Raw genomic sequence first — 25,342 nt, 5'->3', positions numbered from 1 at the left:
GATCGTGCAAGTGAGCCTCTCGGGTCCTCGGCAGGGCCGTTTCTTCAACAGTACCGACCAGCGGGATGTGGAACGGGTGGCGGGCCAGTACGGTGCCCACCAGGACAAGGTGCGGGCCTTTATTGATGAGCTGCGCGCGGTGGATGAGATCGACCACCTGACCTACCAGGCGGTGCACCAGCTGGTGGCCAGCGAGCTGGCGTTGCCGTTGCCGGGGAGCGATTTCCCCCGCTAACCCCGGGAATGGAAATTTTGTTGAATAAGGTCAACAGCTTTCACGTGAAAATGACGTCGTTGGCCCCATCCTCCTGGCACCACCCAGGAGGTCGTTATGATCGGCTTCACCTTTCTCAGCAAGCGGTTCGACAGCAGCAATCCGGACCATGTCGATGCCATCGCCGACCGCTACGGCGTTTTTGGCGACGACGTGCGAGCGTTTATCGACGAGGCCCGTGCCCACGGCGAGATCGACAAGCTCACCCAGGAGCAGGTGCACCAGCTGATTGCCAGCGAACTGGCGCTGCCGGCCCACCACGACGGCGTGACCATCTGACCCCGGGTTCGCGCCGCCGCCGGTTTTGACGTAACGTTCCCTCCGATCGTGCATCCATGGGATAACAGGATGCAGCATCCATTCGGAGGAAGGCGCCATGAAAGACACCCGGCCCCTGCTGCTGCGCAGCGGTACCGATTTCCCGCCGTTGCGGCGGCGGCGCACCCGTATTCTGCAAGTCAATCTCGGCTATCTCTGCAACCTCAGCTGCGTCCATTGCCACGTCAATGCCGGCCCCACCCGCACCGAGCAGATGAGCCGCGAGGTGGTGGAGCAGGTAATCGCGGTGCTCGACCAGGGCCAGGTAAAGGTGCTGGATCTGACCGGCGGCGCCCCGGAGATGAACCCCCACTTCCGCGATCTGGTGCGGGCCGCCCGCGCCCGTGGCGTCACCGTGATCGACCGCTGCAACCTGACCATCGTGCTGGAAGACGGCTATCAGGATCTGCCCGAGTTCCTGGCGGAGCAGGGCGTCCAGGTGGTGGCCTCGCTGCCGTGCTATCTGGAAGACAACGTCAATCAGCAGCGCGGCAAGGGCGTTTACGCCGACAGCATCGAGGCGATCCGCCGGCTCAACGCGGTGGGCTACGGCGCCGATGAACGCCTGCCCCTGGACCTGGTGTACAACCCGGTGGGGGCTCACCTGCCGCCGCCCCAGGCGGCCCTGGAGGCGGACTACAAGCGCGAGCTGGATCAGCGCTTCGGCATCCGCTTCAACCAGCTGCTGACCATCACCAACATGCCGATCAGCCGCTTCGGCGCGGTGCTGCTGGCCCAGGGCGCCTTCAACGATTACATGCAACTGCTGCGCGACAACCATAATGTCGCTAACCTGGGCGCGGTGATGTGCCGCGACACCCTGAGCGTGGATTATCGCGGCTATCTCTACGATTGCGATTTCAACCAGATGCTGGATCTGCCCCAGGGCGGAGGCCAACGCCACCCCCACCTGAGCGAACTGCTGGCGGCGGATAAGGACGGCGAGGCGGTGTTCGTGGCCGACCATTGTTTCGGCTGTACCGCCGGCGCCGGCAGCAGTTGCGGAGGAGCCCTGGAATGAGTATCAGCGTGATCATCCCGGTACTCGACGAGGCCGGCTGCCTGGACGGGTTTCTGGCCGGCTTACGCGAGCGCCTGGGCGAGCAGGATGAAATCATCGTGGTGGACGGCGGCAGCCGGGACGAGAGCCCGCTGATCGCCCGCCAGCACGCGGACCTGGTGCTGCACTGCGACCGTGGCCGCGCCCGGCAGATGAACCTGGGCGCCGAGCGCGCCAGCGGCGACTGGCTGTGGTTTCTGCACGCCGATTGCGGCAAGGTCAAAAGGGGCCACCTGGCGGCCCTGCGGGCGCTGCCGGAGGATGCCCAGTGGGGCCGGTTCGACGTGCGCCTGTCCGGTGACCACCGCCTGTTCCCGATGATCGGCCATGCCATGAACCTGCGCTCGCGCTGGACCGGCATCGCCACCGGCGACCAGGGCATCTTCGTGCGCCGGGAGCTGTTCCTGGAACTGGGCGGCTTCCCCATGCAACCGCTGATGGAAGACGTGGCGCTGAGCACCCACCTGCGCGCCCGCGCCCGACCGGTGTGCCTGCGCCCGCGCCTGATCGCCGACAGCCGCCGCTGGGAAGAGAAGGGCGTGCTGCGCACCACCATGCTGATGTGGCAACTGCGCTGGCGCTACTGGCGCGGCGAGGACCCGGCCCGGCTGCACCGGGACTACTACCGCCACCACTATTCCCACTCGCCTTCCTCGTCACGCTGACCATGCCGGAGACCGCCGCCCGCCCCGACACCCTGCTGATGGTTTTCGCCCGGGCCCCGCGCCTGGGTGAGGTGAAAACCCGGCTGGTGCCGAGCCTGGGCGAGCAGGGCGCGCTGGCCGTGTATCAGCGCCTGCTGGACCGCACCCTGGCGGTGGCCGCCGGCTTTCCCGGCCCGGCCCGGCTGATGCTGGACGGGCACGATCCGGCCCTGGCCCGCCGCGCCGAAGCCCTGGGCATGACCGTGGCGCCGCAGCAGGGCGACGGCCTGGGCGAACGCATGGCCCGGGCCCTGGCCGACGCCCTGGACGGGCACGCCCACGCCTTGCTGGTGGGCTGCGATTGCCCGGTGCTGGACCAGACCTACCTGGCCCTGGCCGACGACCACCTGCGGCGCGGGCGGGTGGTGCTCGGAGCCAGCGAGGACGGTGGCTTCGTGCTGATCGGCGGCAGCGCCGCCCGGGTGTGGCGACCGGACCTTTTCGACGCGGTGCGCCTGGGCGGCGGCTACGCCCTGGCCGACACCCTGGTGGCACTGAACCACGTGGATGGGGTCGAAGTGCTGCCACCGCTGTGGGATGTGGACCGCCCGGAGGATGTGGCGCTGGCCCGGCAGTTGGGTGTACTTCCCTAAAATCGTCCTACTATCTGGGACGGCGCCCGTGAGGTGGTGATTTTTTGGCCGTATACTGGAGGTCCATGGCGGCGCACGCCATGATCTCAAGGGAGTGAAAGATGCAACAGCCACCGGTGCTCAATGACGGCTTGATCGCCGAATTGCGCGATATCATGGGCAGCGATTTCGACACCCTGGTCGAATCCTACCGACAGGATGGCAGCCAGCGGCTGGCCGCCCTGCATGAGGCGGTGCGCGAAGGCTATATGGATGGCATCCGCCAGCAGGCGCACAGTTTCAAAGGCAGTAGTGGCAATTTGGGCGCATTGCGGGTGTCCGCCCTCTGTCTGGAAATGGAGCAACTGGCCCGGGACCAGCAATTGGAAACCGCCGGCGATCGTCTGGCGGCGCTGGAGCAGGCCTTCGAGGAGTCCTGCCAGGCTCTCGACGGACAAGCCGTCGGCGCGCAAACCGCCACCCCCTAGTGAGAAAACAGGCAAAAAAAACCCCTCAACCAAAGGGGGTGGAAGAGGGGGGGTTGTGAGCGCTATCTCTAGCGCCTTGGGGGGATACCTTCAAGATGCTTAAATGCTACCGGCCATGACCCGAGGGTGCTGTAAAAACCGGTGAGCGATTGTAAAAGTTGGCGATAGTGTACCGGGAATATGTAGCGGGTCCAGTGGCGCGTCAATGGGCCTGTCGCCAAGTGACTCGCCCGCTGAACCAAATTTGTAAGAGATATCTTACAAGCTTGTAAGCATTTGTACCAATTTCGCGTGCGCTTTTGTCCTTTCCTCTCTCGACCCTTCCTGCCAACTCACTGATTTCAAAGAGATATCACTCTTGCGGCTGTTTTTTGCGCCGAAATTTTATCGTTCTTTAACTCGCGGCGCCGAAACGGGTTGATATAGTGTTTCCCGTGTTCAGGGAAACAGAACACAGGGATTGGCTAAGGAAGGCGGACACGGAAGTCCTAGGTGAGCGCAATCGGGTAAGGACAACTCGACGCAAAAAAGGGCGGCAGGATGCCGCCCTTTCTCATTTGCGGGCCCGCCCAACGCACGAAGGACCAGGCCCGGCTTATCTCACCGCCGATTCACGGCAGGGTCACCACTCGCGGATCAGCTTGTCGCGCTTGTTGGCCACCCCATCCCACTCTTCCGCGTCTTCCGGCGAATCCTTCATCTCGGTGATGTTCGGCCATTTCTCGGCCAGTTCCGCATTGATCTCCAGGAAGTCCTGCTGATCCTCCGGCAATTCGTCCTCGGAGAAAATCGCGTTCACCGGGCACTCCGGCTCGCACAGGGCGCAGTCAATGCACTCGTCCGGGTGAATGACCAGGAAATTGGGGCCTTCATAGAAGCAATCCACGGGGCATACTTCCACGCAGTCCGTGTGTTTGCACTTGATGCAGTTTTCACCTACTACGAACGTCATTAGCCTGTCCTCGCCAGGGGTGTTCTCGTCTTGTTCCGCGCCGGCATCGCGCGGACGCCATGCGACTTGGGGGCGGCGCTAGTCTACCGGACTGCCAGCCTCAGGCAAGCGCCGCAACCGGTCCGCGAACGCATATGGATATAACGCGCCCGCCTCTCCGTAGGAGCGGCTTCAGCCGCGAAACGCTTAACCCTCGCCCAATGCCTTCAAGGTATACAACCGCTCCAGCGCCTGCCGGGGCGTCAACTCGTCCGGATCGATGTCCGCCAGCGCCTTCTCCACGGCGCTGGGCGCGCCGAACAGATCCGCCTGGGCCGGCGCGGTGGCCGGGGCGGGCGCCGCCGACTTGGGCCGCTCGCCCTGTTCCAGCTCGGCCAGCTTGTCGGTGGCGCGGCGGATCACCCCCGCCGGCACCCCCGCCAGCTGCGCCACCTGCAGACCATAGCTGCGGCTGGCCGGCCCCTCCTGCACCCGATGCAGAAAGACGATGCGGTTATCGTGTTCGCTGGCGGTCAGGTGCGCATTATAGACGCCCGGCAACTGCTCCGGCAGTTGCGTCAGCTCGAAATAATGGGTGGCGAACAGGGTGAACGCCTTGAGATTGCGGGCCAGATGCTCCGCCGCCGCCCACGCCAGGCTGAGCCCGTCGAAGGTGCTGGTGCCCCGGCCGATCTCGTCCATCAGCACCAGGCTCTCCGGCGTGGCGTTATTGAGAATATTGGCGGTCTCCGACATCTCCACCATAAAGGTGGAACGGCCGCCGGCCAGATCGTCGGAGGAACCGATGCGGGTAAAGATGCGGTCCAGCATGCCCACCCGTGCGCTGGCCGCCGGCACCGCGCTGCCGATATGGGCGAGCAGGGCGACCAGGGCGGTCTGGCGCATATAAGTGGACTTACCACCCATGTTCGGGCCGGTGATGATCACCATGCGGCGCTGATCGTCCAGATGCAGGCTGTTGGGCACGAACGCATCGTCCAGCACCTGCTCCACCACCGGATGGCGGCCATCGACGATCTCCACCACCGGCTCGGTCACCAACTGCGGCTGCACCCAGCCCAGCGCCTCGGCCCGCTCCGCGAAGGCGGCCAGCACGTCCAGCTCGGCCACCGCCGCGGCGCTGGCCTGCAACGAACCCAGGTCCGCCGCCAGGGTCTCGATCAACTGCTCATACAGACGCTTCTCCAGGGTCAGCGCCTTGCTCGACGCGGACAGCGCCTTGTCCTCGAACTCCTTGAGCTCCGGAGTGATAAAACGCTCCGCGTTCTTCAGGGTCTGGCGGCGCTGGTAATCCATCGGCGCGTTGTCCGCCTCCCGGCGGGACAGCTCGATGTAATAGCCGTGCACCCGGTTGTACTTGACCCGCAGGGTGGAGAAACCGGTGCGCTCGCGCTCCCGGGTCTCGATGTCCACCAGCACCTGGCCGGCGTTCTCGCTGATCGAACGCAGCTCGTCCAGCTCCGCGCTGTACCCCTCGGCGATCACGCCGCCGTCGCGGATCAGCATCGGCGGATTCTCGATCACCGCCTTTTGCAGCAACGCCGCCTGCTCGGGAAACTCACCCAACCGTTCCTGCAGCGCCGCGAACGCCTGGTCCTCCGGCAGCGCCCCATGCAGCGCCGGCAGCGCCTCAAGACTGACCCGCAACCGGGTCAGATCCCGGGGCCGCGCCGAGCGCAACGCCACCCGACCCAGAATCCGCTCCATATCGCCGATCCGGTCCAGCACCTCGCGCACCGCCTCGAACCGCCAGCCGTCGCGCAGCGCCGACACCCGACGCTGGCGATCACCGAGCACCGCCCGGTCGCGCAGCGGCCGGTGAATCCAGCGCTTCAACAACCGCGCCCCCATGGCCGTCTCGGTGCTGTCCAGCACCCACGCCAGAGTCGGCACCTCGTCGCCATTGAGGGTCTCGGTCAGCTCCAGATTGCGCCGCGTCGCCGCGTCCATGGCCACCCCGTCATCGAACGCCTCCATGGCCAGCCCGGTCACATGGGGCAGGCTGTTGCGCTGGGTATCCCGGGCGTACTGCAGCAACGCCCCGGCGGCGGCCACCGCCACCGCCGGCGGCTGCCCGAACCCGGACAGATCCTGCACCCCGAACTGCTTGCACAACTGCCGCAACGCCGCCTCGCTGTCGAACTCCCACGGCGGCCGCTTGCGGCACCCGGCCCGCTCCACCAGCGCCGCCGGCAAACCGTGCTCCTCGCACACCAGCAACTCCGCCGGCTGCCAACGCTCCAGCAACGCCTGCAACTGCTCGTGCCCCTCCACCCGGGTTACCACGAACCGCCCGGCGGCCAGATCCAGACTCGCCGCACCCACCGCCGGCCCGTCCTCGAACAACGCGCACAACAGCGTATCCCGCCGCTCCTCCAGCAACGCCTCATCGCTCACCGTCCCCGGCGTCACGATCCGCACCACCTTGCGCTCCACCGGCCCCTTCGCCAGCGCCGGATCGCCGATCTGTTCGCAAATCGCCACCGACTCGCCCAGCTTCACCAACCGCGCCAGATACCCCTCCGCCGCATGATAGGGAATCCCGGCCATGGGAATCGGCTTGCCATTGCTCTGCCCGCGCTGGGTCAGCGTGATATCCAGCAGCCGCGCCGCCTTCTGCGCGTCACCGAAAAACAGCTCGTAGAAATCCCCCATCCGGTAGAACAGCAACTGATCCGGATGCTCGGCCTTGAGGCCCAGATACTGCTTCATCATCGGGGTGTGGCCGGAAAGGTCGTCCTTTGCCATAAGCGCGGTATCGCCTGTTTTCTGGAGAGTGTGGGTGGCTGCAGGGCAGGGCGGTAGGAGCGGCTTCAGCCGCGATCCCCACCCAAACGGAGCCAAGCGCGAAAGAATAGCAAACCCTTGCGCATGGCTCTATTGGGGGCGCCACCTGCATTGAGGTGCGCTACCTGCCATTTCGTTTATTGCGATTTTCGTTTGTTTCGAATAGCGTGCGGATATCGAGCTATATCGCCTGGAGAGGTCACCATGAACACCGCGCCGGATCACGACACTATCCCGGACTCCCGGGCTGCGGACCTGGCCCGGGAAAGCGCCGTCGCCCTGGCAAGGCTGCTGAAGGACCACCCCCGGCAGGAACCTGCCCGGGTGCGCATGGACGACACGGACCTGGTGCTGCCCCGGCACGCCCTGGAACTGCTGCGTAACATCCTCACGGAAATGGCCCAGGGCAACGCCGTCACCCTGATGCCGATGCACGCCGAAGTGACCACCCAGGAAGCCGCCAACCTGCTGAACGTCTCCCGGCCCCACCTGGTCAAGCTGCTGGAGGAGGGCGTCATTCCTTTTACCCGGGTTGGGACGCACCGACGTATCCGCTTTCAGGATGTGATGGCGTACCGGGCGGCCCGCGCCACCGAAAGCGAAGCCGCGCTGCGGGCGCTGGCGGATCAGGCCCAAGAGCGGGATAGGGGGTACTGATGGGGTTTTCGGTCATCTGGAGGGACTGGTTATCGAAGCGGAACCGATTAATTTATGGTATACTTCGGGCGTTCTGTGGAGGTGCGTTATGGCCGGTAAATCATTGACAATAAAAGAAAAAAAGAGCTACTACGCTAAGGTCCGGGGCTCCAATTATCGGGCAAGTTTGCGCTTGGAAGGCTTTCAGGTGAGCGATTCCGAATCCCTAAAGCCATTGCCTTCTCGCCAAACCGTGATCGATAAATACCGCTCGAAGGTGAAAATCTGAGCAGGGACAAATACGGAGTTGCCCAGGATCCGCACTGTTACCCGGGCACCTCGACGCTTATCAACCGCCTGGGGCTCGTGGTCGATGATGAGCTCGAAGAAGCGGAACGCGAACTCACCGTGATAGCCGCCAACGAAATCGAGTTTACTCCTCCTCCATATTCCCTCGCTTATCTGCAAAGTCTCCACCGTCATTTATTCCAGGATATCTATGATTGGGCTGGCGAGATCCGCACCGTGGACATCGCCAAAGACGACACACGGTTTTGCAACGTCACCCGCATTGAAGCGGAAGCGGAAAAAGTATTCTCTCGGCTCGCGCAGGATGGTTGGCTTGAGCACTGCGAACGCGCTGACCTGATCCCCGCCGTGGCCGAATATTACGGTGACATCAATATGTTGCACCCTTTTCGGGAAGGAAACGGTCGCGCCCAGCGGCTGATGTTCGAGCATCTGATCATCAATGCCGGCTACCAAATCAGTTGGTGGGAGGTTGAACCGGAAGACTGGCGGCTCGGGAATATCGATGCCGTAGCCTGTAACTATGGGCGCCTGGAAAGCATTTTCGATCGATGTATTGGTCAGCCTATCCAATAACGTCAGAGCATCACCCCGGCATACTCGCCCAGCGTTCCACCTCATCGCGATTCAGAACCACCACCTGTTGCGCCTCCGGCGATCGCTGATCCGCCGGTGTATCCACCCGCAATTGCTGGAGCAGATAACTTACCAGGGCACCGCGGGTCTCTAGCCGCAGTTCACCGTGCTCCATACCGTAATCCCGCGCGATCAGGGCTTGCTGGGCCGGCGATAAACGGGGATCGGGCCCCAGGCGCACGACCACTCGGGTTCGCCAAGCCTCATCGTCTTCGGCGCCCCGGTCCCCGGGTAGCACCAGCTCCGGCCGATCACTAATGCGACTGAGTACGAAATCCCGAAAATCCCCATTCTTCTCGCACCAAGCCCGAACATGCCAGCGGTAGCCAGTGTGCACCACTGTGTGTGGTTGGATCACCCGGAACTCGGGCTCCGGGTTCGCCAGCGATGCGTATTCGATCTCCACCCGCTTGCCCTCCCGGCAGGCCTGCAACACCGGCCGCAGCACCGCCGGGCGCAAGTCCCGCGCCGGAGGCAGCAGCACCTCGGTGTTGAGCTCGCGCACCGTCAGCGACTCAAACGAGCAGGCCAGGTCCTCCCGAGCGTGCATCATCTGCAGGTATTCGTCAGCGGTGCCCTGAGTAAATACCGGCCCGAATGGCTCCGTGGGCCGATAGCCTTTTAGGAAACGGTCATATATCAGATTCTCCGGCCCATACTCCGCCAGATAGGTATTGATGTCCTTGCTGGCCTGCTGACGGCCTATGCCGAAAGCGCGCATTAAATGATTGGTGGTCAGCCGGCCCTCCCAAAGGGCCACCACCTCAATCAACCGGTAGCGCAGTAACAGATCCCAACGCACCGGCCAGGCGCCGGCACTTTTACGGGTAACGCGAGCCACGACACTTTCTCCTCATCTGTTGGCCTGACGACCTGCCTGAAAACTGGACATGTTCATGTAGCCAGTATAGATGTGTAGTCAGTGAAGTCATATGGTGGCACTTGTCACGAATGAGCACTTGGTACATGGACGCCATCTCAACGACCATTTAGGTCGGATGTGATATGGTTCTCAAAAAAGGCAGGAACACCGGCTCAGGGAACCGGCGATAGGATCTGTTAAAACGCCGGACCGCGAAGGCGGATATCGGGAGGGGTACATGTTCTCCTGCTTTTGGGAGCATCAGAAAGGTAACTTGACCGCCGCGGAGTGGGAACACAGCTTTGACGGCGTCAAGAAAGCTGCAAACAGCGACCTGGTCCAACACAACCCGCCTTGGGTACTCTCCATCGTCTTCAGCCGTATCTATACCCTGAAAAATCAGATTATGCACGGTGGCGCGACCTGGGAAGGCAGCGTCAACCGCGAGCAATTTCGTGACTGCGTGGCGATTCTGGTCGACCTGGTGCCGGTGGTAATTAACGTAATGATGGATAATCCCCGCACGATTAGGGGGCGGCGAGTTATCCGGTGGTTTGATAAGAACCGATATGGAAGTGCATTCGCTTGCAGCGAGCGCTCAGTGAGGAGAAGGAAATAGGGATGCCTCGATTTCTTCACACCGCCGATTGGCAGATTGGCCGGCAGTATTCAAAGTTCGCCCCGGATGACGCGGTGGCACTGGCGGAGGCTCGGCTCACCGCCGTTGAGCGGATTGCTGAACTGGCAGACCAAGAGGCAGTTGACGCCGTGCTGGTCGCGGGTGATGTTTTTGATGCCCAAACGGTTTCAGACCGAACCATCCGGCGCTTATTTAATGCCATGGCCGCTTACACCGGCCCCTGGCTTCTGATTTCCGGTAACCACGATGCGGCGCTTGCCGAGAGCGTATGGACCCGGGCACAGCGCCTGGGGGCCGTGCCGGACAATGCCCACTTGGCCCTTGCGCCTGATGTGTTGGAGTTCATTGAAGCAGGCTTTGTTGTTCTGCCCGCGCCGCTTACCCAGCGGCATACCCAGCCGGACCTGACCAATTGGTTTGATCGGGCAGAAACTCCAGCCGGTCTGGTCTGCATTGGTCTGGCCCACGGCAGTATTCAGGGCGTGCTTGCTGAAGATGTCGACTCCCCGAACCCTATTGCCGCGGACAGAGCCGCCACGGCTCAATTGGATTATCTGGCCCTGGGCGACTGGCATGGCACTAAGCGAATTAACGCTCGCACCTGGTACAGCGGTACCCCGGAACAAGACCGGTTCAAGGGGAACGACCCTGGCAATGTGCTGTTGGTGGACATTCCAGAAGCGGGCGCCGAGCCTCGGGTAGACGTCCGCGCGATCGGCCAGCATCCCTGGATTCAGATGACGGAGCGTCTGACTGTCTCGTCGGACCTGGATCAGCTGGTTACAAAGCTCAAGCAGCAACCTGAAAAGGCGGTAGTGGCCCTGCGCCTGGAAGGAGAAATCAGCTTGCTGGGCAAACAGCAGCTAGAAGACACGCTTTCGGTGGCTGAAGCCCGCTTTCGCAGCCTTGGTTATGACCTGTCCGATCTCCGCTTGTTGGCCACCGAAGAGGACATCGCCGCCCTTCATGCCGACGGCTACGTGGGCCAGCTGATTAACGAGCTGCGTGATGAGCAGGAAGGTGATGACGGCGAAGCCGCCAGAGACGCGATGGCTATTCTGGCCTCGATGTTGCTCGAGAAACAGGCGCGGGGAGGTGGTGAATGAGGCTGCTGCGTCTGAAGGCGGAACAGTTACGCCAGTTCCGCGAACCCGTCGAAATAGAAGACCTTGACGCTGGCATCAACCTGTTCACCGGGCCCAATGAATCCGGCAAGAGCACCCTGGTGCGAGCGATTCGCGCCGCCTTCTTTGAACGTCACAAATCCTCCAGTGTTGACGACCTGCAACCCTGGGGGGATTCGGCGTCGGCGCCCACCGTGGAGCTGGATTTTGAATGGCAGGGTCAATCCTGGAGGCTGGTTAAGAGCTTCCTCAAGAAGAAGCGCTGTGACCTGACGGTAGACGGCACGGTCTACAGTGGGGATGAAGGCGAGGAAAAGCTATCGAGCCTGCTCGGCTATGAATATGCCGCAAAGGGCGCCAGCCAGCAGAGGCATTGGGGCATTCCTGGCCTGCTCTGGGTTGAGCAAGGCACGGGCCAGGAAATACAGGCCCCGGTGGGGTACGCCGGCCAGCACTTGAAAGCCGCGCTTGGAGGCAATCTCGGAGAGATGACCAGCAGCACCGGCGATGAATTGATCAATCAGGTCGCGAAGGAACGTTCCAGTCTGCTGACTGGCACCGGGAGACCCACCGGCAGTTATGCTCAAGCCTTGGCGGACGAGCAGGGGCTCCAAGGGCAACTCAGTGATATTCAAGGCCGTGTAAGGGAATACCGCGAACATGTAGACCGTCTTGGCCAGCTTAGAGACGAGCAAGCTCGGGCCGAAGCGGATCGCCTTTGGGAAACCTATCGCCAGCAGGCCAAAGAGGCGGAAGGCCGATTGGCGGAAGTCATGGCCTGGCAAAAAGACCAGGATCGTGACCAGCAGGCCCTTGAAGAGTGTCAGACCAGCATCCAGACGACGTTGGATCTGCTGAATGGTTTTCAGGGTCAACAGGCGGAACTGGCGCGGCGTCAGGACGAGAAGGTTAAGGAGGAGCTGGCGCAAGCGGACCTCGAAGCCCGAAAGCCTGCTCGCGAGAAGGCACTTGCAGAGGCGGTGCAGGCGCATGAGGCCGCTCGCAAGACGTTAAAGCTCGCGCAACAGCATCAACAACGCAGGGAGTGGGCTCGCGAACGGGAAGGGATCGAGGCCGACCTGGAAAGCGATACGGCCAAACTGGCACGAGCAAGGGAGTTACATTCCGTCCTTCTGGAAAACCGTCAGAAGCGGCAATCTCTGGATATCGATCCGCAAGTGGTTGAGCGCCTGAAAGACGTGACGTCAGAGTTGGACCGCCTGGCCATCCAGCAGGATGCGGTATCAACCCGACTGCAATTCGATTTGACCGATGATCAGAGCGTCACCCTGGATGGCAAGAAGGTGGTTGGGCGTAGCGAGCATCTGCTGATTGAGCCGGGTGAGGTGGCCATCAAAGGCGTGGGGACCTTGCGGGTGCTGCCGGGTGGTGAAGATGTTGCGGAGATAGCACGGGCCCGGCAGAACCTGACCGACGAGCAAGAGAGCTTGCTGTCCAGGCTCCGTGTGACTTCCCTGGCCGAGGCAGAAGGTCGGCTTAGTCAGCTGCGAGAGTTACAGCAGGCTATTCAGCGCGATGAATCGTTGCTCAATGAGTCAGCGCCTGAGGGCCTGGAGGCCCTGTCGGATCGCCTGCGGCTAAGGCAGGCGCGCAAGGATGAACTGGCCTCTCAAATGCAGGCGCTTCCGGAGCAAGATGACAATAGTCTGTCCTTGTCCCGTGCTGAGACTCGACTCGAATCCGCGCAACAGGCCCTTGAGGCAGCTGAAGCGGCGAAACAGAAGCTCACGGGCGACTTTTCGCTGGCGGAGCAGTCACTAAATCGCGCCAAAAAGGAGTGGGAGCGCCTTAATAACGAACTGCAAGCGCCGGACCGCAAGCAGCGGCAGAAGCAGGCTGAGAATCGGCTGATTGATTTGCGCGTGAAACAGCGCAGCCTCAACGAGAAGCTTTTGGAGCGTAACAAGCAGATTGAACAGGCGAAACCGGCTGTCCTTGAGCAGGATGTGGAGCGCTTAAACAGGAGCGCGGATGCGGCGGAGCAGCAGGAAAAGAAGCGAAGTCGAGAGCTGATCCAAATCCAAGCCCGCCTGGAAGCGGCAGGGGCAGAAGGTCTGGAAGAGCAAAGTGCCGAACTGGGAAGCGAGTTGGAGCATGCTATTCGCCGTAGACGTGAGTTGGAACGCCGGGCGAAAGCATTGGATCTGCTGAACACCCGACTGAGAGAGCATCGCCTGGAACTGACTCGCCAACTCCAGGAACCCTTACAACGGCACCTCAACCACTATCTGCAACTACTGTTCCCGGAAGCCAGCCTGGAGGTGGATGAAAATCTCATCCCAGAAGTACTGATCCGCCAGGGCCATGGGGTTGAAGAGCGGGGTAAGTTCGAGGAGCTGAGCTTCGGCGCTCGGGAGCAGATGGCCTTGATCAGCCGGCTGGCCTACGCGGACCTGCTGCTCGAAGCGGGCAGGCCGACCCTGATCATTCTGGATGACGCCCTGGTCCACAGTGATGCCGCGCGGCTCGGGGCCATGAAACGGGTGCTCTACGATGCCGCGCAGAGACATCAGATATTGCTGTTTACCTGCCATCCGGATAACTGGCGGGACCTGGGGGTGACCGCTCGGGATGTGGAGGTTTTACAGGGATGATTTTTGTAATTGTTGGTTGATGCTTAATAATATTCGGTTGTGAGGGAACGGTTATGGCTGACCAGGAAACGTCAAGAATCAAGATCCAAGCCACCTTGGTGGAAAAAATCAACTTTGCTTGTCATCAGAGCGCCTTCGCCGTGCTGCGGGAATTGCGGATAGAGAACCTTGATGAAGAGCAGGATCTGTCGGATCTCTCCATTGTGTTGGATGCGTCACCAGGATTCGTGAAGTCAAAGACCTGGACGGTGGATCGTCTTTCGGCGGGTGGCATGCTCGCGATGAAGGATCGTGACCTTGAGTTGGATGGGGGCTTTTTATTTGACTTGACGGAGTCCATGCGGGGCACTGTGACGATTCGCGTCTTGCAGAGGGGGCAGTTACTGACCGAATCATCGATCAAGGTGGAGTTGCTGGCCTGTAATGAGTGGGGGGGCGCGACGTATATTCCGGAGTTATTAGCAGCGTTCTGTACCCCCAATGACCCGGCAGTGGATAGGCTGTTGGGGCAGGCCAGCCAGATTCTGCGTAACGCGGGCAAGCCGGATAAGATCAATGGCTATGATTCGGGTAGCCGTGAGCAGGTATGGTTAATGGCTTCGGCCATTTATTCCGCCATCGTCAAAATGCAAATTGCTTATGCACTTCCACCCGCCAGCTTCGAGAGCAATGGCCAGAAAATTCGCCTGCCCAGTAAGATAGAAAGTGCCAAAGTGGGTACGTGTCTGGATACGACTTTGCTGTTCGCGGCGGCGCTGGAGCAGGCCCAATTGAACCCTTTGGTAATCATTACCGAGGGACATGCTCTGGTGGGCCTATGGCTGGAGAAAGAGGACTTGTCCAGCGTGGTGGTAGACGAAGCGGAAACTCTACGCCAGCGTATTCCTCTGAAAGAACTGATCCTGATCGAAACCACTTTAATGACCAGCCACCCGGCGCCGCCCTTTTCCAGGGCGGTGCAGGAGGGCATCAAGCAGGTGGGACTGGATAAAGATAACGAGTTTGTCGCCGCCATTGATATTCGTCGGGCACGGGCGCATCGCATTAATCCAATCAGCCTCAAGTCACAGGTAGCCGATACTATCAAGACAGGCGGTGTTGTCGACGTCATTGAGCCAGGGTTGGAGGACGCACCGAATCTCCCTTCCACCACCGTTCATGTACAGGACGAGGTGCCGGAAGACACTCCTGGTGGCCGGCTTGAGCGCTGGCAGCGAAAGCTGCTGGACCTTTCTGCCCGCAACCCGCTGCTAAACCAGAGACCCAGTAAAGGCAGTCTGACGCTGGTCTGTGATGACCCGGGTGCGCTGGAAGATATACTGGCAACGGGGGCTCGTCTCTCGATCGCGCCCTTCCCCCGGCTGCAGAGTCACGAGCAGGATGAGGACATCCATCGTCAGCGTACCGGCGAGGAGCTGAAAGAAGCCTATGCTCGTGATGCCTTGTCGAAGAAGCAGGTGCTGGTTGAGCTGACCCAGGAAGAGCTGGAAAAGCGGGGAGTGGAGATTTTCCGGAAGGCACAAACCTCCCTCAAGGAAGGGGGCTCCAATACCCTTTTCTTGGCGGTGGGTTTTCTGCTATGGAAGCAGAAAGACAAAGACAATCGTCGCTATCGGGCGCCCTTGATTCTGCTGCCGGTCTCTATGGAGCGGAAATCCGTACGTAGCGGCGTAAAGATCGTCGCCAATGACGATGAGCCCCGGTTTAATACCACTCTATTGGAGATGTTGAAGAAGGATTTCGGAATCGAGATCCACGGCTTGAGTGGTTCTCTACCTGAAGACGACAGCGGCGTGGATGTGGCGGGTGTCTGGAATCGGGTGCGCCATGCTATCAAGGACGTACCCGGGTTCGAGGTGGTGGAAGACGTGGTGTTGGGCCACTTCTCTTTTGCCAAGTACCTGATGTGGAAAGACCTGGTGGACCGCTCCGAGGCGCTTAAAGAAAGCCCCGTGGTGAAGCATCTTCTGGATACACCCCGTGAAGCCTACGAAAGCGATATACGCTTTGTGGACCCCAAGGACATCGACCGGGATTACACACCGGCGGACTTGCTGACGCCGCTACCGGCGGATTCATCCCAGATGGCGGCCATTGCCACGGCGGACCGGGGCAAGGACTTCGTGATCATCGGCCCGCCGGGTACTGGCAAGAGTCAGACCATCGGCAACCTGATTGCCCACATGCTGGGCAAGGGTAAGAAAGTCCTGTTCGTATCCGAGAAGACAGCAGCGCTGGAAGTAGTGCATCGGCGTTTGCGTGATATTGGCCTCGGCCATTTTTGCCTGGAACTGCACTCCAATAAGGCGAAGAAAGCGGACGTGCTGGACCAGCTGCGCACTTCCTGGAACAGCGCGTCCCAGTCGTCGGTCAGTGATTGGAAGGCAGAGGGTGAGCGCTTGGAGATACTGCGTGATCGTCTAAATCACGTCGTCAATGCCTTACACCGGCATCGTCGCAATGGGCTCACCGCCCACTATGCGATTGGCGTGAAAGTCCGTGATGATGATCTGGCCGAGAAAGTAAGATTGAGCTGGCCTAACGCGGATTACCACGACGATAAGCAGCTGCAACAGCTTCGTGAGATGGCTTCGCTGTTGAGTGTACAGGCCGGCGCCGTGGGGAATCTGGTGGATCATCCCCTGAGCATGATCAGTAATTACGATTGGCGGCCTCAGTGGCAGGACGAGCTGGTGAGTGCCGCCAGAAAGCTGCAGGCCAGTAGCGATCAGGTTTCGCTGGAGCTGACCGAGTTGCAAAAGGCGCTTGGTATCACTCTGGGTACTGTGAATCTGGCCAAGCTGGCTGCCATGGATGAGTGTGGCCAGGTATTGCTCGATACCTACCGTCAGCAGGCATCCTTCGCCCTGGAACCGGACGCGCCGGACCGCCTGGACGCCCTTGAAGAAGCGGTATCTCAGCTGAAGACCTATATCGCCACCCAGGCTGAGCTCAGTTGCAACTATGAGGCGTTGGCCTGGCAGAAGCTGGATGCGATGGAGTTGGGGAAGGCGTGGAGCGAGGCAAATGACACCTGGTGGCCCAAAAGCTGGTTTGCCAAGCGGAAGGTCATCAAGGCGATGCGAGAGGGCGGGGCACAGGGTGACCCTGACCCGGATAATGACATTCCCGTGCTCGATCGGCTGCGGGAAACCGGCGGCAACATCGACCGCTTGGACGGGTTGCTGAAGGGCCTGCGGGAGTGGGATTCCTACAATTCCGACCCTGAAGCCATGGCCGCCTTGAAGCTACTGGGCACCCGCGCCCGGGTCGCGGTCGGCAAGCTGGCGGATGATGTGGAGTCACTGGCCGCCATGCGCGGCAAGATTCGCACCCTGATGTACGACGGGAACGACCTGCTGGCCCCCGAAGCCCCGGTCGGCCGGGCTATCAATGGCTTCAAGGCGGCACTCGAAACGTTCAATGCGCGCAAGGCTAGGTTTGAGGAGCTGGTCGGCGCGTCGCTGGACGGTCGGTTGCCGACTGATGTGGCCGCCTTGGAGGTGGTGCGCGCGCAATGCCAGGAAATTGTCGATCACCATGTTTCGCTGAAGGACTGGTGCGCCTGGGTGCGCCGTCGCTCGGAGGCCTTGGATCTGCAACTAGGGCCTCTGGTGGCTGCCATCGAAAGCGGCACGGTGACAGCGGATCAGATCGAAGATGTATTTGAAGCCGCTTACTGTAGTTGGTGGTCCTCGGCGGTCATCGGCGAAGACGAGGTGCTGCGTGAGTTCTCATCGCCGGAGCATGAAGCGTCGATCCGGAATTTCAGAGAGTTGGATACCCGGTTCAATGACCTGACGGCCAAGTACATTGCTGCCAATCTGGCTGGGGAAATCCCGGATCAGGAAGGCACCAGGAAAAATTCTTCCTGGGGAGTGTTGCGTCGCGAGTTGCAGAAGAAGGCGCGGCATAAGCCAGTGCGGGAAATGATGGAAGCCATCCCGGACGTGGTGACGACCCTGGCGCCATGCCTGATGATGTCCCCGCTCTCAATTGCGCAATTTCTATCCGCCGGACAGGCGCTGTTCGATGTGGTGATCTTTGACGAAGCCTCCCAGATCACAGTTTGGGATGCGGTGGGTTCTCTTGCTCGCGGTAAACAGGTCATTGTGGCCGGGGACCCCAAGCAGATGCCCCCCACCAATTTCTTCGCCCGTTCCGATGACGATCCGGATGGCGATGTTGATGGGGAAGGAGATCTTGAAAGTATCCTCGATGAGCTTATCGGCGCCAGCATTCCCCAGCGAGTATTGAATCTTCATTACCGTTCTCGTCGCGAGAGCCTGATCGCGTTCTCCAATAGCCGCTACTATGAAAGCTCGCTGGTCACCTTCCCCGCCCCGGTCCATCCGGATAAAGGGGTCTCGCTGGTGCGTACGGAAGGCTTCTATGCCCGTGGCAAGGCACGGCATAACCAGGGCGAAGCCAAGGCCATTGTGGCGGAAATCTTACGGCGCTTGACCTCCAACGACCCCGCGGTGCGTCATCAGTCTATTGGTGTCGTGACTTTTAACACCGAACAGCAAAGCCTGATTGAAAACCTGCTCGACACGGCGCGTTCCGAGGATCCATCTATCGAGTGGGCATTCTCTGAAGAGGATACCTTGGAGCCGGTGTTCGTGAAGAATCTGGAGACCGTGCAGGGGGATGAGCGGGATGTGATCCTGTTCAGTATTACCTACGGTCCGGATGAGGCCGGCCACGTAACCATGAACTTCGGCCCACTCAACCGCACCGGAGGGGAGCGTCGCCTTAACGTCGCCATGACCCGTGCACGCTCCGAGATGATGGTATTCGCCACCATGCCTCCCGAGCGTATCGACCTTGCCCGCACCCAGGCTCGCGCCGTGGCTGATCTGAAGCACTTTCTTGAGTACGCTGAGCGCGGGGCGTCCGCCCTGGGCGCGGTTGTTCGCGGGTCCATGGGCGATTTCGAATCGCCATTTGAAGTGGCGGTGGCGCGCGGTCTGCAGCAGAAGGGCTGGACCGTACACCCACAGATCGGTGTCTCCGCCTACCGTATCGACATGGGTATCGTCCACCCGGATCTGCCCGGCCTCTATTTAGCCGGTATCGAGTGCGATGGCGCTATGTATCACAGTTCGGCCTACGCCAGAGAACGGGACAAGATCCGTCAAGGTGTCCTTGAAGGGCTGGGGTGGACCCTGTTCCGAGTTTGGTCAACGGACTGGTGGACAAATCGAAACAAAGCGCTAGACGAGCTGGATCAGGCTTTGACCGGACATCTTGAGGCCACACGAGCGGAGCGGGCACAAAAGGCCGAGGCGGCTGGTCAGGCGAAGCAGGAGGAAGATCGAGCTTCTCAACAAACTTCGCCGAACGGCGCCAGCGAGCCGGGTCCCGACGGTATCGTGACTCGATACGCCCGGGCCAATTTAGCCGGCTTCCCCATCGACCCGGAGTTATTCTACCAGCCAGCGTATGACGACCTGCTCAAGGAGATGGTGCTGCACGTCGTAGACTTGGAAGGTCCCATCCACGAAGAAGTGCTGGTTCGCAGAATCGCTCGCGAGCACGGCTTCCAGCGAGCGGGCCGGCAGATCAAGGAGCGGGTCGCGCAGATCGCGGAACAGCATCGCGAGGCGACTCGGGAAGAGGTAGGCAGCTTTTATTGGCCGGAGACGAGTGGCACGGCAGTTAAACGATTTGCCCGCACGGATGGACGGGACGACGAAACGAAAAAGCTGGACTATATCTGTGCTGAAGAAATTCACGAGATACGGTCGGCTTGTGATGATGCGGGACAGTTTACGGAGTTCTGCCAGGCGCTCGGTATCGCCAGGCTTACGCAACAGATGAAGTCTAGGTTGGTAAATGTTTTTGCCAATGAACCCAAGGATTTTCCATAAGCGCGGTATCGCCTGTTTTCTGGAGAGTGTGGGTGGCTTGCAGGGCAGGGCGGTAGGAGCGGCTTCAGCCGCGATCCCCACCCAAACGGAGCCAAGCGCGAAAGAATAGCAAACCCTTGCGCATGGCTCTATTGGGGGCGGAGCCTTCCTGCTACCGATCCTCCCGCGTATGCCATAGCCGCAGGATATAAACGGTGTCATCGGTCACTTCGTAACGCATCTCGTAATGGCCAACCAGAAGGCGACGCACCGCCCTGGGTTGGAAGGTATCCAGACGCTCGCCGAGCCGTGGGTTCGTCAGCAGGGCGGTGGGCGCGTCGGTGAGTTGCCGTACGGTGCGCGCCGCGGCGGGTTGATTGATCGGCGCCAGAAATTCATAAAGCCTGACCAGATCGGACAGCGCCTTGCTGGTCCATTTGAGCTTCATCAGCGCGGAGCGGGCAGGGGCGAGTCGGAGCCCAGACTGTCGGCCCAATCACTAATAGCCTGATGGTCGATCACGCGTCCGGCGTCCACGTCAGCCAGCGCTTCGCGGGTGAGCCTGTCACGTTCCTCTTCCAGGTCGAGCCAGTCGGCCAGGGCCTGGCGGACGATCCAGTTTTTGGATCGTTCCAGCCGGATGGCGGCTTCATCGATGCGATCCGCCAGTTCCAGGGGAACATGGGCGGTTACTGAACGGGTCGGATTGGACGCTGACATGGTCAACACCTCTTTGGGTGGGAATGTGTCGGTGTGATTAAGGATAAATCGATCTTAATCATCGACCAGGGAGGTGTCCACCGCGCTTCAAGAGCCCCCATAAACTCTGAACGCGTCCCCCCACCTTACCGAACCCCGCCTGCCCCGTCCGTTATGGACAGAGCCCTATCAACCACCTAGGGTATCACCAGGTATTACCTTTCGATACGAGGCCGCCATGGCAACCTCCATCAAGATTGACGACGAACTGAAAGGCCGTGTCCGGGCACTGGCCAGCCAGCGCCGCCGAACTCCCCACTGGATCATGCTCGAAGCGATCAGGCAATATGTGGCCCGCGAAGAGGCCCAGGAGAGCTTCAAACAGGAAGCCCTGGAGTCCTGGCGGTCCTACCGCGAGACCGGGCGCCACCTCACGGTCCAGGAAACCAACGAGTGGCTGGAATCCTGGGGACGGGACGATAAGGCGCCGCCCGAGTGCCACGAGTAATTATCACCGAAGGCGCCGTGCGCGGGCTGGCACGGTGCCGGGCTTTCCTGGAGGCCGTGGAAGCTGGAGAATCGGCCGTCCGTGCCGGTCGGACCCTCGCGCGGCATCTGCGGATGTTGGAGACAGCCCCGGACATGGGCCGACCCGATGACGAGATGCCGGAACTGCGGGAGTTGATGATTGCTTTCGGCAAAGCCGGTTATGTGGCGCTTTACCGCTACCTGCCCGGCGAAGATGCGGTGTATGTGTTGGCGGTGCGCCATCACAAGGAAGCGGGTTATTAGATCTCCGCTGGTGCTGCTAAAGAATTAAAAAGGGGACGTTATGGCCATACCCGACTTCCAAACCGTGATGCGGCCGGTGCTGGCCGCCGTCAGCGATGGCCAGCCCCGGACTCTCGGCGACGTGCGTCAGCACGTGGCGGAGACGTTCCTGCTGAGCGACGAAGAGCGCAAGCAAAGACTTCCATCCGGCCGTCAGACCGTGATCAACAACCGGGTCGGCTGGGCCCGAACCTATCTGAACAAAGCCGGCCTGCTGCACATCCCGGAGCGCGGCATGGTTCAGATTACCGATCGCGGCCTGGATGCATTGGCCCAGGGCCCTGACCGGATCACCGTCCGCTGGCTCAAGCAGTTCCCCGAATTCGAGCGCTTCCATACCCATACGCCCAAGGACAAGGCCGACGACAGCCAGGATATGGCCGACGATCTGGACCAGACCACCCCGGACGAACGCCTGGCCGAAGCCCATCAGTCCCTCATGGAGGCTCTGACCGACGAGATACTCACCCAGGTGCGCCAGGCCTCACCCCAGTTCTTCGAGCAGTTGGTGGTCGACCTGATGCTGGCCATGGGCTACGGCGGCTCCCGCCAGGAAGCCGGGCAAGCCACCCAGCTCACCAACGACGACGGTATCGACGGCACCATCAAGGAAGACAAGCTGGGGCTGGACGTGATCTATCTCCAGGCCAAGCGCTGGGCCAACACCGTCCATCGCCCGGAAATCGACAAGTTCATCGGCGCGCTCACCCGACGGGGTGCCCGCAAGGGCGTGTTCATCACCACTTCCGAGTTCTCACCGGGCGCCCGCGAGGCCGCCGATGGTCTGAGCATGAAGGTGGTCCTGCTCGACGGCAGGGAACTGGCGCAACTGATGGTGGAAAACAACCTGGGGGTGAGTATCAAGCAGGTTTATGAAGTGAAGCAGATTGACAGCGACTATTTTAGTGAAGAGTAGCGTTACTCATCAAGAACCCAAGAGAGCGAAATGAGCGAAACGAACATTAACCAGGGCCAGATCAACAAGGCCGTGTGGCGGGCCTGTGACACCTTCAGGGGCACGGTGGATCCGAGCATTTACAAGGATTATGTGCTCACCATGCTGTTCGTGAAGTACCTGTCGGACGTCTGGCAGGATCACTGGGACGCCTACCAGAAAGAGCATGGCGATCACCCCGATCTGATTCGGGAACTGATGAAGAACGAGCGCTTTGTGCTGCCGCCGGCGGCGAATTTCTACTCGCTGTATGAGCACCGCCATGAGCCGGGCAATGGCGAGCGCATCGACAAGGCGCTGCACGCCATTGAGGAAGAGAATATCCAGAAGCTGAGTGATGTGTTCCAGGACATCAGCTTCAACTCCAACAAGCTGGGTGACGAGAAGCAGAAGAATGAAATCCTCAAGGCGCTGCTGGAGGATTTCCACAAGCCGGAGCTGAACCTGCGGCCCAGCCGCATCGGGCGGCTGGATATCATCGGCAATGCCTACGAATATCTGATCGCGCAGTTCGCCGCCACGTCCGGCAAGAAGGCCGGCGAGTTCTACACACCGGCGGAGGTGTCGGAATTGATCGCCGAGCTGATGGCACCGGCGGAAGGCGACGAGATCTGTGATCCGGCCTGTGGGTCCGGATCACTGCTGCTGAAATGCGCCAACCAGATCAAGAACGCCCACAACGGCTCCAAGCGCTTCGCCCTGTATGGCCAGGAGGCCATCGGCAGTACCTGGGCGCTGGCGAAGATGAACATGTTTCTGCACGGGGTGGATAACCACAGGATCGAGTGGGGCGACACCCTGCGCAACCCCAAGCTGCTGGACGACAAAGGCCGGCTCCGGCTGTTTGACGTGGTGGTGGCCAATCCGCCGTTCTCGCTGGACAAGTGGGGCCATGAAGGCGCCGGCGACGACCCCCATGGCCGTTATCGCCGAGGTATTCCGCCCAAGACCAAGGGCGATTACGCCTTTATCCTGCACATGATCGAGACGCTGAAGCCCGGCTCTTCGGCAAAGAAAGGTGGCCGCATGGGCGTGGTGGTGCCCCATGGCGTACTGTTCCGAGGCTCCAGCGAGGGCAGGATCCGCAAGCAGCTGATCCAGGAAAACCTGCTGGATGCCGTGATCGGCCTGCCGGAAAAGCTCTTTTTCGGCACCGGCATTCCGGCGGCGATCCTGGTGTTCCGTCAGGACAAGACCGACGAAAACGTGCTCTTTATCGACGCCAGCCGCGAGTTCCGGGCGGGCAAGAACCAGAATGCCCTCTCCGAGGACAATATCCGCAAGATCGTCAAGACCTACACCAACCGCGCCGATGTGGACAAATACGCCCACCTGGCCACGCCGGAAGAAATCGCCGAGAACGACTTCAACCTGAATATCCCCCGCTATGTGGATACCTTCGAGGAAGAGGAGGAAATCGACCTGATGGCGGTGCGGGCCGAGCGCAAACAGCTCAAGGAGAAGCTGGCGTCGCTCGAGCAGCAGATGGACGGTTATCTGAAGGAGCTGGGTTATGGTTCCTGATGGGTGGAGCGCACAAAGTGTCGGAGAATTTTGTGAGTTTTTTAATGGAAATGGATTTAAAGCTTCCGAATGGTCCACCCAGGGCTGGCCGATCATTCGTATCCAAAATTTGAATGGCTCAAGTGATTTTAATTACTTTAATGGTGAGGTTAAAGATAGGTGGGTTGTCGAGCCTGGAGATATTCTGTTCGCTTGGGCTGGTACAAAAGGCGTTTCATTCGGTGCCAAGCGTTGGTCCGGGCCCAGAGGGGTCTTGAATCAGCATATTTTCCGTGTAGAGCCCAAGATGAAAGTTAATCCAGATTGGCTTTATTTTGCTTTGATTAGAGTTACAGAGTGCGTTGAAAATAAAGCTCACGGATTTAAAGCTACTCTTCTACATGTCCAGAAATCAGACATTGCGGAACAAGTCATCCCCGTCCCTCCACTTTTAGAACAAAATAGAATTGCTAGAATACTTTCCACCTGGGACGAAGCCATTGCGACCACGGAACAGCTTCTGGCCAATAGCGAGCAGCAGAAAAAAGCCCTGATGCAGCAGTTGCTGACGGGGAAGAAGCGGTTGCCGGGTTTTGAGGGTGAATGGTTTTCCGCGAAGATGGGCGATGTTTTCAGGCGTGTTACCACGAAAAATGATGGACAGAGCGCTAATGTTGTAACTATTTCCGGCAAGCAAGGGCTTATACGGCAGCAGGAATTTTTCAAGAAGTCAATCGCTTCAGAATTTCTAGATGGATATTTTTTGATTAAGAAAGGGCAGTTTGCTTATAATAAAAGTTATTCAAAAGGGTATCCTATGGGGGCGGTTAAGCGCCTTAATCGTTATCCCGAAGCTGTCGTGACGACTCTTTATATTTGTTTCGAAATTGCAGATGAGAAAATGGCAAGCGGTGACTATTTGGAGCATTATTTTGAGGCAGGTTTTCTTAATCATGGTCTGAGTAAAGTCGCCAACGAGGGAGGTCGAGCTCACGGGCTCCTCAATGTAAAGCCTGCTGATTTCTTCTCCTTGAGCGTTTCTCTTCCGAATCTGGATGAACAAAAGGCCATCGCCAAGGTCATCGCCTCAGCGGAGAAAGAGGTCCAAGAACTGGAGAAAGATCTCTCCCTGCTCCAAAAGCAGAAAAAAGCCCTAATGCAACAACTCCTCACCGGAAAACGCCGCGTCAAGGTCGACGAGGCCGAACGAGCCACCGCCTGAGGCGTATTATGACCAGGGATGGGAGGGTATTTTGTTACGGAAGCTAGCCCCCAACACCAGCGAGCGTTGTGCCGCCCCTGTTCCGGCCGGGGCCCCGCTAAACCTGGCGCTTCTCTTGCCGTCGGCGGACGTTAGTTGTGGCGTTGGTGCCGGTTGGCCCCCGGGTTGGGAAATCGGGTCTCAGCCCATTCCCTCGCGGGGCGGCGGCCACTTGCGTTTGCTGGCCGGGATTCGTTATATTGTCGGTAACACAGCCACCACGCTTAGTGCCCTCCTTGGGGGTGTCGCGCAACCTTGGTGGCT

The 25,342-nt window shown here is 60.2% G+C and carries 23 protein-coding genes; 18 read left to right on the top strand and 5 right to left on the bottom strand.

The features are described from left to right. The first annotated feature begins 10 nt into the window (after positions 1 to 10). From FGS76_RS06315 to FGS76_RS06290, 6 genes are all read left to right on the top strand, one after another. Positions 11 to 235: a hypothetical protein gene (locus FGS76_RS06315; RefSeq protein ID WP_138771778.1), complete on the top strand. Its 225-nt coding sequence runs from the start codon at positions 11 to 13 to the stop codon at positions 233 to 235. A 96-nt stretch (positions 236 to 331) separates the two neighbouring features. Further along, a complete protein-coding gene (locus FGS76_RS06310) occupies positions 332 to 553 on the top strand; it encodes a hypothetical protein (protein WP_138771777.1) in 222 nt (73 codons plus the stop codon). Positions 554 to 650: 97 nt separating this feature from the next. After that, complete coding sequence (gene arsS / locus FGS76_RS06305; protein ID WP_138771776.1) at positions 651 to 1,613, top strand: arsenosugar biosynthesis radical SAM (seleno)protein ArsS; 963 nt, start codon at positions 651 to 653, stop codon at positions 1,611 to 1,613. Further along, the gene (locus tag FGS76_RS06300) at positions 1,610 to 2,317 is read left to right on the top strand and encodes a TIGR04283 family arsenosugar biosynthesis glycosyltransferase (RefSeq protein WP_138771775.1); all 708 of its coding nucleotides are present in this window, start codon (positions 1,610 to 1,612) and stop codon (positions 2,315 to 2,317) included. Before arsS ends, FGS76_RS06300 begins: the two co-directional genes overlap by 4 nt. A 2-nt stretch (positions 2,318 to 2,319) precedes the next feature. Continuing rightward, a complete protein-coding gene (locus FGS76_RS06295) occupies positions 2,320 to 2,949 on the top strand; it encodes a TIGR04282 family arsenosugar biosynthesis glycosyltransferase (protein ID WP_138771774.1) in 630 nt (209 codons plus the stop codon). A 101-nt stretch (positions 2,950 to 3,050) separates the two neighbouring features. Then, the gene (locus FGS76_RS06290; RefSeq protein ID WP_138771773.1) at positions 3,051 to 3,416 is read left to right on the top strand and encodes an Hpt domain-containing protein; all 366 of its coding nucleotides are present in this window, start codon (positions 3,051 to 3,053) and stop codon (positions 3,414 to 3,416) included. A 622-nt stretch (positions 3,417 to 4,038) separates the two neighbouring features. On the opposite strand, the gene fdxA is transcribed toward FGS76_RS06290, so the two are convergent. Further along, on the bottom strand, positions 4,039 to 4,368 hold the full coding sequence (gene fdxA / locus FGS76_RS06285) for a ferredoxin FdxA (RefSeq protein ID WP_138771772.1): 330 nt from the start codon (positions 4,366 to 4,368) through the stop codon (positions 4,039 to 4,041). A 186-nt stretch (positions 4,369 to 4,554) separates the two neighbouring features. Then, complete coding sequence (mutS, locus tag FGS76_RS06280) at positions 4,555 to 7,116, bottom strand: DNA mismatch repair protein MutS (protein ID WP_138771771.1); 2,562 nt, start codon at positions 7,114 to 7,116, stop codon at positions 4,555 to 4,557. 243 nt (positions 7,117 to 7,359) lie between these two features. Here mutS and FGS76_RS06275 point away from each other — a divergent pair, with 243 nt between their 5' ends. The 3 genes from FGS76_RS06275 (at position 7,360) to FGS76_RS06265 (ending at position 8,676) form a co-directional block, all read left to right on the top strand. Further along, positions 7,360 to 7,812, top strand: a complete 453-nt coding sequence (locus tag FGS76_RS06275; protein WP_170214414.1) for a helix-turn-helix domain-containing protein — start codon at positions 7,360 to 7,362, stop codon at positions 7,810 to 7,812. Between the two features lie 88 nt (positions 7,813 to 7,900). Continuing rightward, positions 7,901 to 8,080 carry a YhfG family protein gene (locus FGS76_RS19870; protein WP_138771770.1) on the top strand — a complete coding sequence of 60 codons (180 nt, stop codon included), beginning with the start codon at positions 7,901 to 7,903 and terminating at the stop codon, positions 8,078 to 8,080. Beyond that, positions 8,056 to 8,676: a putative adenosine monophosphate-protein transferase Fic gene (locus FGS76_RS06265; RefSeq protein WP_338081325.1), complete on the top strand. Its 621-nt coding sequence runs from the start codon at positions 8,056 to 8,058 to the stop codon at positions 8,674 to 8,676. Before FGS76_RS19870 ends, FGS76_RS06265 begins: the two co-directional genes overlap by 25 nt. A 10-nt stretch (positions 8,677 to 8,686) precedes the next feature. Here FGS76_RS06265 and FGS76_RS06260 read toward each other — a convergent pair whose 3' ends face one another. After that, entirely contained in the window at positions 8,687 to 9,577 is an 891-nt protein-coding gene (locus FGS76_RS06260; RefSeq protein WP_138771768.1) for a helix-turn-helix transcriptional regulator, read from the bottom strand. A 259-nt stretch (positions 9,578 to 9,836) separates the two neighbouring features. Between FGS76_RS06260 and FGS76_RS06255 the strand changes: the two genes are divergently transcribed. The 4 genes from FGS76_RS06255 to FGS76_RS06240 are packed head-to-tail and all read left to right on the top strand — an operon-like array spanning position 9,837 to position 19,850. Next, positions 9,837 to 10,217, top strand: coding sequence for a hypothetical protein (locus tag FGS76_RS06255; protein ID WP_138771767.1), 381 nt, complete (start codon positions 9,837 to 9,839; stop codon positions 10,215 to 10,217). Between the two features lie 2 nt (positions 10,218 to 10,219). Beyond that, positions 10,220 to 11,344 carry a metallophosphoesterase family protein gene (locus tag FGS76_RS06250; protein ID WP_138771766.1) on the top strand — a complete coding sequence of 375 codons (1,125 nt, stop codon included), beginning with the start codon at positions 10,220 to 10,222 and terminating at the stop codon, positions 11,342 to 11,344. Then, a complete protein-coding gene (locus FGS76_RS06245; RefSeq protein WP_138771765.1) occupies positions 11,341 to 13,977 on the top strand; it encodes an AAA family ATPase in 2,637 nt (878 codons plus the stop codon). Before FGS76_RS06250 ends, FGS76_RS06245 begins: the two co-directional genes overlap by 4 nt. 53 nt (positions 13,978 to 14,030) lie before the next feature. Continuing rightward, complete coding sequence (locus FGS76_RS06240; RefSeq protein ID WP_138771764.1) at positions 14,031 to 19,850, top strand: DUF3320 domain-containing protein; 5,820 nt, start codon at positions 14,031 to 14,033, stop codon at positions 19,848 to 19,850. Between the two features lie 151 nt (positions 19,851 to 20,001). Here FGS76_RS06240 and FGS76_RS06235 read toward each other — a convergent pair whose 3' ends face one another. Then, positions 20,002 to 20,277, bottom strand: coding sequence for a type II toxin-antitoxin system RelE/ParE family toxin (locus tag FGS76_RS06235; RefSeq protein ID WP_138771763.1), 276 nt, complete (start codon positions 20,275 to 20,277; stop codon positions 20,002 to 20,004). Next, positions 20,277 to 20,549 carry a CopG family ribbon-helix-helix protein gene (locus FGS76_RS06230; protein WP_138771762.1) on the bottom strand — a complete coding sequence of 91 codons (273 nt, stop codon included), beginning with the start codon at positions 20,547 to 20,549 and terminating at the stop codon, positions 20,277 to 20,279. The genes FGS76_RS06235 and FGS76_RS06230 overlap by 1 nt, the downstream gene beginning before the upstream one ends. 217 nt (positions 20,550 to 20,766) lie before the next feature. On the opposite strand from FGS76_RS06230, the gene FGS76_RS06225 reads away from it, so the two are divergent. Genes FGS76_RS06225 through FGS76_RS06205 form a run of 5 tightly spaced genes read left to right on the top strand, consistent with a single transcriptional unit; the run spans position 20,767 to position 25,039 of the window. Beyond that, positions 20,767 to 21,036 carry a CopG family ribbon-helix-helix protein gene (locus FGS76_RS06225; protein ID WP_138771761.1) on the top strand — a complete coding sequence of 90 codons (270 nt, stop codon included), beginning with the start codon at positions 20,767 to 20,769 and terminating at the stop codon, positions 21,034 to 21,036. Next, positions 21,024 to 21,320 carry a type II toxin-antitoxin system RelE/ParE family toxin gene (locus FGS76_RS06220; protein WP_138771760.1) on the top strand — a complete coding sequence of 99 codons (297 nt, stop codon included), beginning with the start codon at positions 21,024 to 21,026 and terminating at the stop codon, positions 21,318 to 21,320. Before FGS76_RS06225 ends, FGS76_RS06220 begins: the two co-directional genes overlap by 13 nt. Positions 21,321 to 21,360: 40 nt before the next feature. Further along, complete coding sequence (locus FGS76_RS06215) at positions 21,361 to 22,275, top strand: restriction endonuclease (protein WP_138771759.1); 915 nt, start codon at positions 21,361 to 21,363, stop codon at positions 22,273 to 22,275. A gap of 30 nt (positions 22,276 to 22,305) precedes the next feature. Further along, positions 22,306 to 23,838 (top strand): type I restriction-modification system subunit M, encoded by a 1,533-nt coding sequence (locus FGS76_RS06210; protein WP_138771758.1) that lies wholly within the window; start codon positions 22,306 to 22,308, stop codon positions 23,836 to 23,838. Further along, a complete protein-coding gene (locus FGS76_RS06205) occupies positions 23,828 to 25,039 on the top strand; it encodes a restriction endonuclease subunit S (RefSeq protein WP_138771757.1) in 1,212 nt (403 codons plus the stop codon). The genes FGS76_RS06210 and FGS76_RS06205 overlap by 11 nt, the downstream gene beginning before the upstream one ends. Positions 25,040 to 25,342 lie beyond the last annotated feature (303 nt).

The sequence above is a fragment of the Alloalcanivorax gelatiniphagus genome, assembly GCF_005938655.1.
Classification (GTDB): Bacteria; Pseudomonadota; Gammaproteobacteria; order Pseudomonadales; family Alcanivoracaceae; genus Alloalcanivorax; species Alloalcanivorax gelatiniphagus.
The sequence above is the reverse complement of the archived record's forward strand: the minus strand, read 5'-3'. Positions and strand labels throughout refer to the sequence as shown.